Origin of the sequence: Niallia sp. 01092, from assembly GCF_052318935.1 — a bacterium.
In the GTDB taxonomy this organism is placed as follows: domain Bacteria; phylum Bacillota; class Bacilli; order Bacillales; family Cytobacillaceae; genus Niallia.
Map to the genome: position 1 here is coordinate 137126 of NZ_JBQRKO010000006.1, position 15734 is coordinate 152859.

14 protein-coding genes are annotated in these 15734 nt (G+C 35.5%); all 14 read left to right on the forward strand.

Annotation, left to right across the window (positions count from 1 at the left end):
• Positions 1 to 201: 201 nt before the first annotated feature.
• Complete coding sequence (gene spoIIR / locus ACTXGU_RS07750; protein WP_443480931.1) at positions 202 to 1206, forward strand: stage II sporulation protein R; 1005 nt, start codon at positions 202 to 204, stop codon at positions 1204 to 1206.
• A gap of 229 nt (positions 1207 to 1435) precedes the next feature.
• The gene (locus ACTXGU_RS07755) at positions 1436 to 2350 is read left to right on the forward strand and encodes a proline dehydrogenase family protein (RefSeq protein WP_443480932.1); all 915 of its coding nucleotides are present in this window, start codon (positions 1436 to 1438) and stop codon (positions 2348 to 2350) included.
• Between the two features lie 233 nt (positions 2351 to 2583).
• A complete protein-coding gene (gene pruA / locus ACTXGU_RS07760) occupies positions 2584 to 4155 on the forward strand; it encodes an L-glutamate gamma-semialdehyde dehydrogenase (protein WP_443480933.1) in 1572 nt (523 codons plus the stop codon).
• 303 nt (positions 4156 to 4458) lie between these two features.
• Positions 4459 to 6084, forward strand: a complete 1626-nt coding sequence (locus ACTXGU_RS07765; RefSeq protein WP_443480934.1) for a sigma-54 interaction domain-containing protein — start codon at positions 4459 to 4461, stop codon at positions 6082 to 6084.
• A gap of 69 nt (positions 6085 to 6153) precedes the next feature.
• Positions 6154 to 6609 (forward strand): GNAT family N-acetyltransferase, encoded by a 456-nt coding sequence (locus tag ACTXGU_RS07770; RefSeq protein ID WP_443480935.1) that lies wholly within the window; start codon positions 6154 to 6156, stop codon positions 6607 to 6609.
• Between the two features lie 175 nt (positions 6610 to 6784).
• The gene (locus ACTXGU_RS07775; RefSeq protein ID WP_443480936.1) at positions 6785 to 7825 is read left to right on the forward strand and encodes an L-threonylcarbamoyladenylate synthase; all 1041 of its coding nucleotides are present in this window, start codon (positions 6785 to 6787) and stop codon (positions 7823 to 7825) included.
• A gap of 176 nt (positions 7826 to 8001) precedes the next feature.
• The gene (locus ACTXGU_RS07780; protein ID WP_443480937.1) at positions 8002 to 8556 is read left to right on the forward strand and encodes a manganese efflux pump MntP; all 555 of its coding nucleotides are present in this window, start codon (positions 8002 to 8004) and stop codon (positions 8554 to 8556) included.
• Between the two features lie 142 nt (positions 8557 to 8698).
• The gene (locus tag ACTXGU_RS07785; RefSeq protein WP_443480938.1) at positions 8699 to 9136 is read left to right on the forward strand and encodes a low molecular weight protein arginine phosphatase; all 438 of its coding nucleotides are present in this window, start codon (positions 8699 to 8701) and stop codon (positions 9134 to 9136) included.
• Positions 9137 to 9157: 21 nt separating this feature from the next.
• A complete protein-coding gene (locus ACTXGU_RS07790; RefSeq protein ID WP_443480939.1) occupies positions 9158 to 10453 on the forward strand; it encodes a methyl-accepting chemotaxis protein in 1296 nt (431 codons plus the stop codon).
• A 227-nt stretch (positions 10454 to 10680) separates the two neighbouring features.
• Entirely contained in the window at positions 10681 to 11130 is a 450-nt protein-coding gene (gene rpiB / locus ACTXGU_RS07795; RefSeq protein ID WP_443480940.1) for a ribose 5-phosphate isomerase B, read from the forward strand.
• Positions 11131 to 11154: 24 nt separating this feature from the next.
• Positions 11155 to 11730, forward strand: a complete 576-nt coding sequence (locus tag ACTXGU_RS07800; protein ID WP_443480941.1) for a TIGR01440 family protein — start codon at positions 11155 to 11157, stop codon at positions 11728 to 11730.
• A 749-nt stretch (positions 11731 to 12479) separates the two neighbouring features.
• Complete coding sequence (gene glyA, locus ACTXGU_RS07805) at positions 12480 to 13721, forward strand: serine hydroxymethyltransferase (RefSeq protein WP_443480942.1); 1242 nt, start codon at positions 12480 to 12482, stop codon at positions 13719 to 13721.
• A 172-nt stretch (positions 13722 to 13893) separates the two neighbouring features.
• On the forward strand, positions 13894 to 14523 hold the full coding sequence (upp, locus tag ACTXGU_RS07810; RefSeq protein WP_443480943.1) for a uracil phosphoribosyltransferase: 630 nt from the start codon (positions 13894 to 13896) through the stop codon (positions 14521 to 14523).
• A gap of 470 nt (positions 14524 to 14993) precedes the next feature.
• Complete coding sequence (locus ACTXGU_RS07815; RefSeq protein WP_443480944.1) at positions 14994 to 15614, forward strand: nuclease-related domain-containing protein; 621 nt, start codon at positions 14994 to 14996, stop codon at positions 15612 to 15614.
• Positions 15615 to 15734: the final 120 nt, after the last annotated feature.

A 15734-nucleotide genomic window follows, 5' to 3' on the forward strand; every position in this document is an offset into this window, starting at 1 on the left:
GCCTTTATTAAAATTTTACTAAAAGTGAGAGTTTAAAAAGGTATTAAATAGAAGCAAGCCAACGAAGTGTTTCGCTGCTTATCATTTGGTGTCTTTTTGAACATCCTATTAAAAAATAGTTTTTTTGCTAGTTTAAGATTATAGTAATCTGTCCACACTGTTTTAGTGAAGGGGCGGTGCTAAAAAATGAGAAGAAAACCGATGGCAACTATATATTTATTCGTACTTATTATTTCTACTGTGTTAAGTTTATATATACCAAAAAATGAAGTGACTGCAAATGATGAAGTAGTTATTCCAAGTGATGCCATTCGATTAAGAATATTGGCAAATAGCGATAACGAAGAAGACCAAGCGTTAAAAAGAAAAGTAAGAGATGCCGTAAATAAAGAAATTACAACTTGGGTATCAGAATTAACTTCTAAAGAGGAAGCAAAAAAATTATTACAATCAAAATTGCCGGAAATTCAACAAATTGCAGAAAAAGTAGTGGAAGAAGAAAATAAAAATCAAAGTGTAAAAGTCAAATTTGGAAAAGTAGATTTTCCAACTAAATTATACGGACAATTTCTATATCCAGCAGGAGAATATGAAGCAATTCTTATCACTTTAGGGAAAGGCGAAGGAGCAAACTGGTGGTGTGTATTATTTCCTCCATTATGTTTTCTTGACTTTTCCAATGGGGTGGCAGTAAGTGATGGATTTGATGATAAAAATGGAAAAAAACAAGAGAAGAAAAAAGAAGAAAATAAAGCAAATGTGGAAAATGAAAATACAAAGCAAGAACAAGCAGTGAAAACAGAAAATGAAAATAAAAAGCAAGAACAAGCAGTGAAAACAGAAAATGAGAATACAAAGCAAGAACAAGCAGTGAAAGCAGAAAATGAAAATAAAAAGCAAGAACAAGCAGTGAAAGTAGAAAATGAAAATAAAAAGCAAGAACAAGCAGTGAAAGCAGAAAATGAAAATAAAAAGCAAGAACAAGCAGTGAAAACAGAAAATGAGAATACAAAGCAAGAACAAGCAGTCAAAGCAGAAAATGAAAATAAAAAGCAAGAACAAGCAGTAAAAACAGAAAACGATAATAAAAATAAAGAGAACAAACAAAAGGATAAAAAAGAACCAGTATATGTAGAGGAAACAAAAGAAGATAAGGTAGAAGTGAAATTTTTTATCGTGGAAGTATGGGATAAACTATTTGGATAATAACAAATGAGAGGCTGCTTTTTTATCAGACACGCTGATGGAAAGGCAGTCTTATTTTCTGTTTACAAAAGAAAAGTTGTCAGAATTTTTAACAAATTTCTATGTTAACGATATACAATATCGTATAATTAATTTAACGAATAAACATTTATGTTTGAAATTATATGTTTGTACAAAAGTGTTTAATGTTATATGGGTGATGTGAATGTTTAAAAAGGGGGGAATGAAATTGGAAGTTGTGATGCGCAATATGTTTCAGTCATTAGCAAAGAACACTTCAGCAAATAAGTTGGCTAAAAAATATGGCTTGCGTTTTGGGGCTAATAGATTCGTTGCAGGAGAAACCATCTTAAAAGCAATTGAATGCGTGAAGGAGCTGAATAATGAAGGAAAAGTAGTTACGCTCGATCATTTAGGCGAGTTTGTTTATACAGAAGCTGAGGTCAATCAAGCAGCTGACATGTGTTTACAAACATTGGATGCTATCCACGCTTCTGGTGTTCAATCTAATTTATCCCTTAAAATGACCTCGCTTGGGTTGGACATTAACAAAGACCTATGCAGGAAAAACATGAATGCAATACTCTTAAGAGCGAAACAATATAACAATTTTGTACGGATTGATATGGAGGATTATGCTCATTGTCAAATAACCATTGATCTTTTTAAAGAACTTTGCAGAGATTTTGACAATGTTGGTTTAGTTATTCAAGCCTATTTATATCGAACAGAAGAAGATATAGAGCTATTAAACGGATTACATGCAAATTTACGTTTAGTAAAGGGGGCTTATAAAGAATCGCCTGATGTAGCATTTCCAGCAAAAAAAGATGTCGATGAAAATTTTAAAAAAATAATTAAAAGTCATTTGCTAAATGGTCATTATACTGCAGTTGCAAGCCATGACGAGAAGATAATTGATTTTACGAAAAAGCTTGTTGCTGAACATCACATCGATAAAAGCCGATTTGAATTCCAAATGTTATATGGCATATGTGTTGAGCTGCAAAATAAGCTAATTAAAGAAGGATATAAAGTAAGAATTTATGTACCATATGGTGTCGATTGGTTTGGCTATTTTATGCGCAGATTAGCAGAAAGACCGGCGAATGTTTGGTTTGTGCTGAAAAACTTATTTAAATAAAGTCATAGATTTTTAGTTTGATAGGAAATTATAAACGAAACGGAGTTGTGGATAACTTAGCGGTTGGGTCTGCATCTAGCTCCAGCGCCTAGCTCTTGTGAAAAATAACCCCATGCCTCTAAAAGTAAAAAGCACTTTTTGAGTCATGTGAACATTTTTCTTCAGAGCTGTTCAAGGCGCTTGCGCTTTTGTTCTTTGATAGAAAATAATTTAAGAAGTGAAGGAGAATGGTGATGACAAATTTAACAACGATAACACCTTATAAAAATGAGCCATTTACAGATTTTAAGGTAAAAGAAAATAAGGAAGCATTTGAAAAAGCATTAGCAAAAGTAAAAGGAGAATTTGGGAAAACATTTCCGTTGGTAATTGGGAAAGATAAAATAATCACCGAAGAAAAAACAGTATCCATTAATCCGGGAAATATAGACGAAATAATTGGAGAAGTTAGTAAAGGATCAAAAGAATATGCAGAAAAAGCGATGCAAGAAGCGTTGGCTGCGTTTGATGCATGGAAAAAAGTGAAACCTGTTGAACGTGCGGAATACTTATTTAAGGCAGCAGCGTTAATGCGTCAACGCAAGCATGAGTTTTCTGCTTATTTAGTATACGAATCCGGGAAAAACTGGGCGGAAGCAGATGCGGATACGGCGGAAGCGATTGATTTCTTAGAATTTTATGCACGGGAAATGCTTCGTTTAAGCGAAACATCTACCCATCAGCCTTTATATCAAACTGCAGGTGAGGTTGATAACAAAATTACGTATATTCCACTAGGGGTAGGAATTGTTATTTCCCCGTTTAACTTCCCATTGGCTATTATGGCAGGAACAACGGTAGCTGCCGTTGTCTCAGGAAATACAGTCATTTTAAAACCCTCCGATACAACGTCAGTGATTGCGGCAAAGTTTGTAGAATTAATGGAAGAAGTTGGTCTTCCGGCAGGTGTTATTAACTTTGTTCCAGGGGATGGCATCGATGTAGGGGAATATTTAGTAGATCATCCAAAAACAAGATTTATTTCATTTACAGGCTCAAGAGCAGTTGGCTGCAGAATTTATGAACGTGCATCGGTTGTGCAGCCCGGACAAATTTGGTTAAAACGAGTCGTAGCAGAGATGGGAGGAAAAGACGGAATTGTTGTGGATGAAACGGCGGATATAGATGCAGCAGCAGAGGCAATCGTTACATCCGCTTTCGGTTTCCAGGGACAAAAGTGTTCAGCAGGATCTCGTGCCATTATTGTAGAGACTGTTTATGACCAAGTAGTAGAAAAAGTAGCGGCATTAACTCAAAAATTACGTGTTGGATTACCAGAAGAAAATGCCCCGGTAGGACCTGTCATTGACCAAAAAGCATTGGATAAAATTCTTAGGTTTATAGAAATCGGAAAAGAAGAAGGAAAATTGCTGACTGGCGGCTGTCGTGCAGAAGGAAATGGCTATTATATAGAGCCGACTGTTTTTGCAGATGTTCAGCCAGACGCAAGAATTATGCAAGAAGAAATTTTTGGACCGGTGATAGCTCTTTCCAAAGTAGCTGATTGGAAAACAGGAATAGATGTTTACAACAATACAGATTATGGATTAACAGGTTCCTTCTTTTCAGCTAGAGAAGAACGAATCGAGTATGCACTCGAAACGATGCATTGTGGAAATCTTTATATAAATAAAAAGTGTACAGGTGCGTTAGTAGGGGTTCATCCGTTTGGCGGCTTTAATATGTCAGGAACAGATTCTAAAGCTGGAGGTTTTGATTACTTATTATTATTTACGCAAGCAAAATTAAGTTCTCGAAAAGTTTAATAAGGTTCCGATAATAACTGAAATAGTAGACAGATATAAGCTGATACTTATTATTTAACAGGAGTTTCCGTGGAGACAAAATTTCAGATTTAGAATTATTTTGTCGACTGTTCGAAGCTAAGTGAAAAATAAAAGTATCAGCTTTTTTCATTAAGGGAGAAGAACTTTTTATTGATAAAAGGCAATACTATCTGCTTGTATAGCGAAGACTACTGAACATATGTTAAATTAATAGTTATCATTGTATGAAAGGAATTTGTTATGTTCATCCATTCACATGTTGAATTAGAGAGATCATTTGTAATGGTTTCGATTCATGAGGATAAACAATCTCTCTTAAATAAATTAGCTTTATATGATTTTGTTGTCGTAAAGGCAGATCACTGGTATTGTATCGAAAAGAAAGAAGCTTTTCTTGTACAGTTAGGCAAGGAGAAGGAAACAGTAGAAGAGTCGATAAAATGTCTCCATCTAAAACCATCCTCTGTGACTAGTATCGATACTATTCATCAAAATAATGTTGATTGGGAGCGACCAGTATTAGTTATGGACGAAAAGCAGGAAGAAGTTGCTGGTGTGATCACCGCATCTAAGTTGCTTCCAGCTTTACAGAAAGAGAATAAACAATTAGCCACTTTTTTTCAAACATTGGCAGAGACGATTAATGACGCAGTAACAGCAGTAGATAAAGATGGAACCGTTGTATATTGGAATAATGTCGCGGAAATTACGTATAACATTAAAAAAGAAGCGATTATTGGGAAAAAGATAGGAGCACATTTTGATGCGGATTCGATTGTCTTGCATCAAATTTTAAAAGAAGGAAATCCAGTTAGAGGAACGTATCATCGTCCAGATGAGCATACACATGTTTTAATCAACGCATCACCTATTGTTGAAAATAACGAAATTATTGGCGGTGTTGCTACGGAACATGACATTACAAAAATGATGCATTTAAATCGAGAGTTGGAATCTAAATTATCGCTGCACGTTCAAAGAGATGCACCGTTTTCTTCTATTGTTACTGAAAGTGAAGAAGTAAATAAAGCAGTGGGAATGGCACAGAAAATGGCGCATGCTAATATGCCTGTACTAATCACCGGTGAAAGAGGAACAGGGAAAGAACTGTTGGCACAAGCCATCCATTATGGGGGGGCAAAAAGTAATCAGCCGTTTATTTCTTTAAATTGCTCTGTTATTCCAGCGGATGTATTAGAAATTGAGCTGTTTGGTTATCAAAAAATTTCCTTTCATTCAGGTGAAGAAAATGAAAAGAACGGAAAAATCGAACAAGCAAATGGTGGGTCATTATTTATTGAAGATGTGGATAAAATGCCGTTAGCTGTTCAACAAAAATTAGTAGAGTATGTGACAAATGGTACGTTCACTCGTGTTGGAGGGAAAAAAGAGATTTCAGCAAAAACAAGAGTAATTGTTTCAACTGCACAAAGTTTAATAAAGTTAGTAAAGAATGGAGAATTTAATGAAAATCTTTATTTTCAATTAAGTGTTATTCACATTAATATTCCTCCCCTTCGTAAAAGAAAAGAAGATATTCCGAGCTTGATCTGTCAATTTATAAAAGAGTATGGGGAGAAACATCAAAAAAATAATATCGTATTAAGTGATGCTGCATTAAATAAGCTTAAACAATATGATTGGCCGGGTAATGTGCAAGAATTAAGAAATATAGTGGAACGTTGTATTCTTTTAACAGAAAATAACGAAGTTTCGTTAGAACATTTACCGGCAGAAATCGTAAAAATCTCTTCTAGTTTAGCAAATGATGAGGGAATAATAGCAGAAGAAGCAAAACGAATTGAAGAAGCACTTCATAAAACATACGGAAATAAAAGTGCAGCAGCAAACCTATTAGGCATTTCAAGAGGGACGCTTTATAACAAAATAAAAGAATATGGTCTTTAACGATATTCTAGCATCATTTCTTTCTCTTCATCATAGTAATAGAAAAACACTTATTATGGAGGGAAATGTATGCAGAAAACGATAAGACAAGCGCAGCCGAACGATCTAAATAAAATTCGATCATTTTTACAAAAAACAGCAATAGATAGGAGCGGAATGGAAAAATGGCTAGAATATTATCTTCTTGTTGAGGATGTTAATGGAAAAATAGTAGGGACCATTGGAATTCAGCCATTTAAAAAACTTGGGCTTCTCCGTTCTCTTGTTTTATCGAATGCAAGCGCAGAAGAAATTCTCTATTTGCTGCAGCAAACAATCAAAATGGCAAAAGACAAAGAACTTGAAACTTTATACTGTATGTTAAATAATAAACAAGCTATTCAGCTTTTTTCTCTTTTAGGCTTTAATAGAATAGAGAAAACAGCGCTTCCTCATGTGTTGAAAAAGTCGAATACTGTAAATAACTTATCAACTGTTAATAACCTTGAATTTATGTGTTATTCCTTAAAAAATGTGGATAAATAGATATAGTTATCCACTTTTTTGGGTATTTTATTCACAATTTGTGGATGAATAATATGTTTATCCACTGTTCAAACAGAATGAACACCTTTTGAAAGCGAAGAGTACTTGTCGAAAAATGTGGAAAATAAGCAGTTTGGCTAAGAAATAATATAGATTTTTGTAAAGGTGGATAAAAATGAAGACAATTTACTGGTCAGTGGATAAAAATGTGGATAATGAATATAGTTATCCACAAATCCAACAAGCTGCTGATCTTTTAAAACGAAATGAAGTAATTGCTTTTCCTACAGAAACGGTTTATGGATTAGGCGGAAATGCAAAAGATGATGAAGCAATTAAAAAGATTTTTGCTGCAAAAGGTCGTCCTTCCGATAATCCGCTAATTATACATATTGCGAAACAAGCGCAATTAAAGGAAATAGTGGAAGAAATCCCGGAAGTGGCTAAAAAACTAATGGATTCCTTTTGGCCGGGAGCGTTGACCATTATTTTTCGTGCGAAAGAAGGAGCATTATCTTCCTATGCGACAGCAGGCTTAAAAACAGTAGCGGTGCGGATGCCTGATCATCCTGTTGCTTTAAAGTTATTGGCGGAAGCATCTTTGCCGATTGCAGCTCCTAGCGCCAATCGTTCCGGAAAGCCAAGTCCAACAACTGCTTTGCATGTGAAAGAAGATTTGGATCAGATTATTGCGGGAATTGTAGATGGAGGGCCTACAGGTGTTGGGGTTGAATCTACTGTAATAGACTGTACGGATTCAATACCTGTTATATTGCGACCTGGAGGGGTAACAAAAGAACAAATAGAACAAATAGTGGGTGAGGTACGTTTAGATCCAGCACTTATCAACAAAGAATCCACACCAAAAGCACCTGGTATGAAATATAGTCATTATGCTCCAAATGCTCCGATGTTTTTAGTAAGAGGAACAAAAGAAAAAATCCAATTGCTAATAAACGAAGAGAAATTACAAGGGAAAAAAGTAGGTGTGTTAACGACGGAAGAAAATAAAGGTTATTATCAAGCTGATTATATTTTTGCTTGTGGAAAAAGAGTAGACATACAAACAGTTGCCGCATCTTTATATGAAGGGTTGAGAAGCTTTAATCATAGGGATGTTGATATAATCTTTAGTGAGATGTTTCCGATTGAGGGTGTAGGACAAGCGATTATGAATAGATTAATGAAAGCTGCTTCCCATCAAGTGATTGAATGAACGATGTGGATAAGTGTTTCTTAAAGAAAATCCACTCTAAACTTAATAAGGTAATAAGGATAAACTTAAATACAGAGCACCATGGCTCATTTTTTTCATTAAAGTTGCCGCAGCGGACTTCTAAAAAAACTTGGACGTGCATAACATCTAATTAGCAAGTCCAAGGAGGCGGAGTAATGTCTGCGTTAATGGGAGAAATATTCACACTAATATTGATGGCATTTGCGTTGGGAATGGACGCATTTTCTGTTGCGTTAGGAATGGGAATGTATAAGCTCAGATTAAAGCAAATAATGAATACTGGTATAATAATTGGCGTTTTTCATGTTATCATGCCGCTGATTGGCATCGTTGCTGGCAGATTTTTATCAGATAATTTTGGTGCAATTGCCGTGTATATCGGAGGCGGATTGCTTGTTATTTTAGGAATCCAAATGATTTGGTCTGTATTTAAGGAAGAGGATGTATATCGCATAACACCAGTAGGATTTGGTTTATTGCTATTTTCTCTAAGTGTTAGCTTAGACAGCTTTTCTGTTGGTTTAAGCTTAGGAATTTATCATGCAAGAACTGCTGTTGTGTTAGCGTGCTTTGGGATAGGTGCGACCATTTTAACATGGGCGGGTCTTCTAATCGGCAGAAAAGTTCAAGGGTTGTTAGGAACTTACGGAGAAGTGTTAGGTGGAGGAATACTTTTAACTTTGGGCATAAAATTATTGATGAATTTTTAAAGGGAGAAATAGCTGTCTGAATTTCCGTGTAAGCTTAAGGGATCTGGTGTACTTCAGATCCCTTTTTTGCAGGCAAAAAACAATTAGGACTTTTAAGAAGGTTGGAATATAATGATAGATGATGATTAGGAGGAGGATTCGTATGTATCGTGTTTTATTTGTATGCACAGGAAATACTTGTCGTAGTCCAATGGCGGAAGCGATTTTAAAAAATAAAAAACTTAAAAATGTGGAAGTGAAATCAGCGGGTGTATATGCTATGGATGGAGGAGCAGCATCAAACCATGCGCAAGAAGTGTTGGCTGAAAAAGGAATCGACCATCATCATACATCTTCCATGCTTACAAAGGAATTATTAGACTGGGCAACACATATATTTACGATGACAACAGGGCATAAGAATGCCATTGCAGCACAATTCCCATCTTCAATAGAGAAAACATTTACTTTAAAAGAGTTTGCAACAGAAGATAAAAAAGGAGATGTGATCGATCCTTTTGGCGGTTCTGTAGAACATTATCGAAAAACATTTCAAGAATTAGATGATTTAATACTTAATATCATAAAAAAATTAGATTAATGGTGTGTGAGGAGAACAGGAATGGAAGTGAATATAAGCTATAAGTTTAGCTTGAGAAAAAAACTGGCATTATTTATTACAATATTAGCGGTAATCACTTATTCAACAAGTGCGCTTTTTATATATGGTCTATATCCAATGCTTCAAAATAATTTGAAAATTAGTTCTTTTGCTTTTACAATGGGGACATTATTATTGGGGATTCTCTGGTCGGGTTTTTTAGCGTTTTTAGCAGCTGGATATATTATTAAACCACTTCAAAAATTAGAGAAAACCGCAATGAAAGCAGCTAATGGAAATATGAAGGAAGACGCAGAAATTTCAAAATCAGATGATGAAATTAAATCGTTAGGCATTGCATTTAATCATATGCTATTTAATTTACGTGAAATGGTACAAAATATTGAATGTAATTTTAATCAAACAAATGCCAAAGTGGATGCTTTAACGACAGAAGCGGAGCAAGCATCTGAGCAAACGCTTGCAATTTCCAGGGCTGTTGAAGAAATTGCGGGAGGTGCAGAAGTATCAGCACAATCTGTACAGGATACAGCAATTTCTGTGGATGAAGCAATGGAAATTGCACAAACTGTTCAAAAGAAAGCGAATACTTCTATACAAACATCTAACCAAATGATGGATCATCTACAGAAAACGAATGGCGTTGTTTTATCCTTAGTAAATGGATTGAAAGCGATCGTAGAGGATAATAATCTATCTTTGCAATCTGTTCAGAAACTAGAAACCAACGTAGGGAAGGTAGAAGGTATTATTAAATTGGTTGGCGATATTGCATCTCAAACCAATTTATTGGCATTAAATGCAAGCATTGAAGCAGCACGTGCAGGTGAACATGGAGCAGGATTTGCGGTGGTAGCGAATGAAGTACGGTATTTAGCTGATGAAAGCGGAAAGGCTGTAGCAGGGATATCAGATCTTATTAAAAATATGCAATTAGAAGTGAAAAATGTAGTGAAACAAATGGAGAGACAGGTATTAAATGCAGAAAAAGAAGCTGAACGAGGGGAACAAGCTAATCTTATCTTTAAGGATATGAATAACACAATAAAAGAGATGGCAGATGACGTTGCTAGTATAACTGCGCTTGTTCGCAGGCAGATGGAGCAAATTTATCATACTGCTCAACAATCTCAAGAGGTAGCTGCAGTAGCAGAAGAAACATCAGCTGGTGCCCAGCAAGTTACTTTTATAACAGAAAAGCAAACGAAAATAATGAATAGAGTTAACCAATTGGCCTTAGAATTACAAGCGCATGCAGAAGAATTAAAAACGACTATTTTTCGTTTTAAAATTTAGTTTTGTTCACATGGATTAAGTGGGTGTGAGACTTAATTCAATGGGATTCGACTTAACGGGATGTATTTAGATAGGATGTTGTTCGTCCCGCATCATTGCTTGCAGATAGTGCAGATGTCGTACTGTCCATCTAATATATGATAAAAATATTTTTCTTTTTCCTAGTCTTTTTATTTTGGTTTTTTTATGTGAGAATATAGTTTGTGAACGTAGGGAGGATGGTAATAATGAAAGTTGCGATAGCATCAGATCATGGTGGAATCATCATGCGTGGAGAAGTAATAAAATTACTAGAACAATTAGGGGTAGAATATACTGATTTTGGCTGTGAATGTGAAGCTTCTGTAGACTATCCGGATTATGCATTGCCAGTTGCGGAAAAAGTAGCAAATGGTGAGTTTGATAGAGGGATATTAATATGCGGCACAGGCATCGGCATGAGCATTGCTGCCAATAAAGTAAAGGGAGTCCGCTGCGCTTTAGTTCATGACGTTTATAGTGCAAAATTAACCCGTGAACATAACGATAGTAATGTAATAGCTATGGGAGAGCGTGTAATTGGACCTGGTTTGGCATGTGAGATTGTAAAAGTTTGGCTGCAATCAGAATTTAGTGGTCAAAGACATGAAACTAGATTAAAGAAAATTGCTCAATATGAAGAAAGTCAATTAGTTTAATTCTGTTCGAAAGGCCGTGTTTTTATGAATGATGAAAAAGTAGCTTTAGAACAACAATTAGAAACGATTATTTCAGAGTATCAGGCACAAGCAAACTTAAGGAAGTCTCAATTATTCGTTATTGGCTGCAGTACGAGTGAAGTGATTGGGCAAAAAATAGGAACATCTGGAACGATTGATGTGGCTGGGATTATCTTTGAAAAACTTCAAAGTTATCAGCAGCAAGCCGGCATTAGTTTAGCTTTTCAATGCTGTGAACATTTAAATAGAGCACTAGTAGTAGAAAGAAAAACATTGGAAGAGCGAGGGTTGACAGAGGTTTCTGTTATACCTGTTCGCCATGCTGGTGGAGCGATGGCAACATATGCCTATCAGCATATGAGCGATCCAGTTATTGTTGAGTTTATCGAAGCAGACGGTGGAATAGATATAGGTGATACATTTATCGGCATGCATTTAAAACATGTCGCAGTTCCAATTAGAACGTCTCTCAAGCAACTAGGTGAAGCGCATGTTACAATGGCGAAATCACGACCAAAACTAATTGGCGGCCAAAGAGCCGTTTACGAAAATACAAAAGAAAACCAGTCTTGTTCCTAGTAGACTTCTTTTTTAAGGAAGGCTGTTTTCTCAAAGTTTGTTGTTTTTTACAAAATGGGAGAAGAAGTACTCAGCAGACTGAATACACGTAGACTCCTGTGGGAATGCGAGAAAGACGAGACCCCACAGGAGCGTATGCGACGAGGAGGCTCGACGCTCGCCCGCGGAAAGCGAAGTGTATTCAGGCTGCGGGTTTACGAAAACAGCCTTAAGGAAAGAATAATTGTATATCTATATAATGTTGTTGTTTTTTATAGTAGACATGATTAAGTGAACGAATGGATCCATTTACAAAAAGCTTTGTACTTTATTTTTTGAAAGGCTGTTTTCTAAAAGTTTGTTGTTTTTGAATAAATAATAAACATGGCTGAAGCACTGAGCAGACTGAATACACGTAGACTCCTGCGGGAAAAGCGAGAAAGACGAGACCCCACAGGAGCATAGCGACGAGGAGGCTCGGCACTCGTCCGCGGAAAGCGAAGTGTATTCAGGCTGCGGGTTAAATAATAACAATCTATACGAAAAGAGCGTTTGAAAATAACTAAAATTAGTGAAAAACGTTAAAAACAAATAGAATTCCACAGGCTGTTAAAAAGGAAACATCAAAATACGAACGATAGTTTCGAACATAAATTTATAATTCGTGTTTTTCTATCTTTCTTTTTAAAATAAATACATGTTAGAATATAATAGGATTTACGGTTAGATAGAGAAAAAAATATACGGACAAGTTATAGGGAGGATTACAAATGAAGCATTTAGCACAACAAGATGAGCGAGTGTATCAAGCGATTCAACAAGAATTAGGTCGTCAAAGATCAAAGATTGAATTAATAGCATCTGAAAACTTTGTTACGGAAGCAGTAATGGAAGCTCAAGGTTCCGTTTTAACAAATAAATATGCAGAAGGCTATCCTGGAAAACGATACTATGGTGGTTGTGAATATGTAGATATCGTGGAAGATATTGCTAGAGATCGTGCAAAAGAAATATTCGGTGCAGAATATGTAAATGTTCAACCTCACTCAGGTGCACAAGCAAACATGGCTGTGTATTTTACAATTTTAGAGCCTGGAGATACTGTTTTAGGGATGAATTTATCACATGGCGGCCATTTAACACACGGAAGCCCTGTAAATTTCAGCGGTGTTCTATACAACTTTGTGGAATACGGTGTGGATAAAGAAACACAATATATTAATTACGAAGATGTACGAGAAAAAGCTCTAACACATAAGCCGAAACTAATTGTTGCTGGAGCAAGTGCATATCCACGCGAAATTGATTTTAAAAAATTCCGTGAGATTGCTGATGAAGTAGGAGCATATTTAATGGTAGATATGGCTCATATTGCTGGTCTTGTTGCTACAGGTTTACACCAAAGCCCAGTGCCATATGCTGATTTTGTAACAACTACTACACATAAAACATTACGCGGACCACGTGGTGGAATGATTTTATGTAAAGAAGAATTCGGTAAAAAAATTGATAAATCTATTTTCCCTGGAATCCAAGGCGGACCGTTAATGCATGTTATTTCTGCTAAAGCTGTTGCGTTTGGCGAAGCATTACAAGATGAGTTTAAAGTATATGGCCAAAACATTATCGCTAATGCTAAGAGATTAGCAGAAGGTTTGCAAAAAGAAGGATTAAACTTAGTATCTGGCGGAACAGACAACCATTTAATATTAGTGGATCTTCAATCATTAGGGTTGACAGGTAAAGTAGCAGAGCATGTTCTAGATGAAGTAGGTATTACTGTTAACAAAAATGCTATTCCATTTGATCCTGCAAGCCCATTTGTAACAAGTGGTATTCGTATTGGTACAGCAGCTGTAACATCTCGTGGCTTTGGTTTAGAAGACATGGATGAAATTGCTTCTATCATTGGGTTTACACTTAAAAACCACGAAGATAACGAAAAATTAGCTGAAGCAGCAAATCGCGTAGAAGCTTTAACAAGCAAATTCGTTTTATATAAAGAACTATAAGAAAAACCAGCGAACCTTAAGGTGTGATAATCTTGAGGTTTGCTTTTTTATTTTTCCTGACTAAAGGCGTTATATATAAATGAAACATACTATTTGTTGATTCGTTCCTATTTTTTCTGTAAAATAAATAGAAGTGTGTTTTGGAAAAAAAGAAGGAAACGGAGTGAACGTTGTGGCAAAAGTATTTGTATTTGATCACCCACTTATTCAGCATAAGCTTACATACATTAGAGAAGTTCAAACAGGTACAAAAGAATTTAGAGAATTAGTAGATGAAGTTGCTACATTAATGGCTTTTGAAATCACTCGTGATATGCCTTTAGAAGAGATCGAAATTCAAACACCTGTAAGCAAAACAAAATCAAAAGTACTATCTGGTAAAAAATTAGGCATCATCCCTATTTTACGTGCCGGTATCGGAATGGTTGATGGAATTTTAAAACTAATTCCAGCTGCAAAAGTTGGACATATTGGTTTATACCGTGATCCTAAAACATTAAAACCAGTAGAATATTATGTAAAACTTCCATCAGATGTGGAAGAAAGAGATTTTATCGTAGTAGACCCAATGCTTGCTACTGGCGGATCTGCAGTAGAAGCGATTAACTCGTTAAAAAAACGCGGCGGAAAAAACATTAAATTTATGTGTTTAATCGCTGCTCCAGAAGGCGTTGAGGTGCTGAAAGAAGCACATCCAGATGTAGATATTTATATTGCAGCATTAGATGAAAAGCTAAACGAAAAAGGATATATAGTACCAGGTTTAGGTGATGCAGGAGACCGCTTGTTTGGTACAAAATAATATAGATTAACTTTTAAAGCCTGTCACTTATATAGAGTGACAGGCTTTTCTTTTTTTTAAATGAGAACCTTGCCGGACGAAGCAGGAATCCCGCCGGATGAGGTAGGGGATTCGCCGGACGAAGCAGGAATCCCGCCGAACGGGAGAAGAAATCCGCCGGACGAAGAAGGAACCTCGCCGGATGAGAGAAGAAATCTGCCGGACGAAGAAGGAACCTCGCCGGAAAGGAGCAGCCCTCCATCTGATGAAGAATGGAATTCACCTCAGGAAAGAACAATAGATTTGATCTAAATTAGACAATCTTGTGAACATATAAGGATGTTTACTGTATATTATGAAAAAAATGATAAAATGAAATATCTCCTCTTCTTTTTTCCTTTCCTTCTGCTTTAATTCCTTGTTTTATATGTAATTTCATTTGAAAAATCCATCTGCTCAACCTCAAAATTTCTTCCAAAGGAGTATTTTATATGATTTTAAAAGAACGAAAGGAACCGATTAAATTATTGCAAGTTAAAATGTTGTTAATGAGGGCTAAAAAACATCCATCACATCCTAAAATAAAAGTCGATTATGCCAAAAGGCTTGCGGGATATAAAGGAGAAAGGAATGTAGATTATTATTTAAAGTTTTTACCAAGTGATAAGTTTGATATATTTCACGATGTTACGATAAAAATAGAAGGAATGACCGTTCAAATTGATACATTAATCATTTCTTTACATGTTATTTTTATACTAGAAGTGAAAAATATTGCTGGTACATTGTACTTTGACCAGCGGAAAAATCAACTTATTCGGACCTATCAATCAAAAGAAGAGGTATTGCCAAACCCATTTTTACAAGTGAAAAGGCAGGCTTTTTTGTTTAAAAGAAGGTTGGAAAGTAAAAACATTAATAATTTTCAAGTGGAAAATTTTATTGTTATTAGCAATCCATACACAATTCTTAAAACAAATGAAGAGGATCGCAAATTTTTTGATAGAATGGTTCAACCAGAAGCGATTGTTGAAAAAATAGTTGAAAATATGAAGAGATATGAAAAAATAAAGTCCCTGAACAATCAATTAAAAAAGCATATCCCTTGTTAATACGGCAAACAAATTGTATAAGTAAAGAAATTTTTCTCCAATATAACATTGAGTTTAAAGATATCGAGAAAGGGGTGATGTGTGAAAAATGTTTATCTTTTTCCATGGTGAGAACAAAAG

Excerpts from the sequence above, each read along its gene's own strand:
- rpiB (WP_443480940.1), top strand. The coding sequence starts at position 10,681 with ATGAAAGTTGCGATAGCATCAGATCATGGTGGAATCATCATGCGTGGA.
- glyA (WP_443480942.1), top strand. The coding sequence starts at position 12,480 with ATGAAGCATTTAGCACAACAAGATGAGCGAGTGTATCAAGCGATTCAA.
- spoIIR (WP_443480931.1), top strand. The coding sequence starts at position 202 with ATGGCAACTATATATTTATTCGTACTTATTATTTCTACTGTGTTAAGT.
- ACTXGU_RS07815 (WP_443480944.1), top strand. The coding sequence starts at position 14,994 with ATGATTTTAAAAGAACGAAAGGAACCGATTAAATTATTGCAAGTTAAA.
- ACTXGU_RS07800 (WP_443480941.1), top strand. The coding sequence starts at position 11,155 with ATGAATGATGAAAAAGTAGCTTTAGAACAACAATTAGAAACGATTATT.
- pruA (WP_443480933.1), top strand. The coding sequence starts at position 2,584 with ATGACAAATTTAACAACGATAACACCTTATAAAAATGAGCCATTTACA.
- ACTXGU_RS07785 (WP_443480938.1), top strand. The coding sequence starts at position 8,699 with ATGTATCGTGTTTTATTTGTATGCACAGGAAATACTTGTCGTAGTCCA.
- ACTXGU_RS07775 (WP_443480936.1), top strand. The coding sequence starts at position 6,785 with ATGAAGACAATTTACTGGTCAGTGGATAAAAATGTGGATAATGAATAT.
- ACTXGU_RS07790 (WP_443480939.1), top strand. The coding sequence starts at position 9,158 with ATGGAAGTGAATATAAGCTATAAGTTTAGCTTGAGAAAAAAACTGGCA.
- ACTXGU_RS07780 (WP_443480937.1), top strand. The coding sequence starts at position 8,002 with ATGTCTGCGTTAATGGGAGAAATATTCACACTAATATTGATGGCATTT.
- ACTXGU_RS07765 (WP_443480934.1), top strand. The coding sequence starts at position 4,459 with ATGGTTTCGATTCATGAGGATAAACAATCTCTCTTAAATAAATTAGCT.
- ACTXGU_RS07770 (WP_443480935.1), top strand. The coding sequence starts at position 6,154 with ATGCAGAAAACGATAAGACAAGCGCAGCCGAACGATCTAAATAAAATT.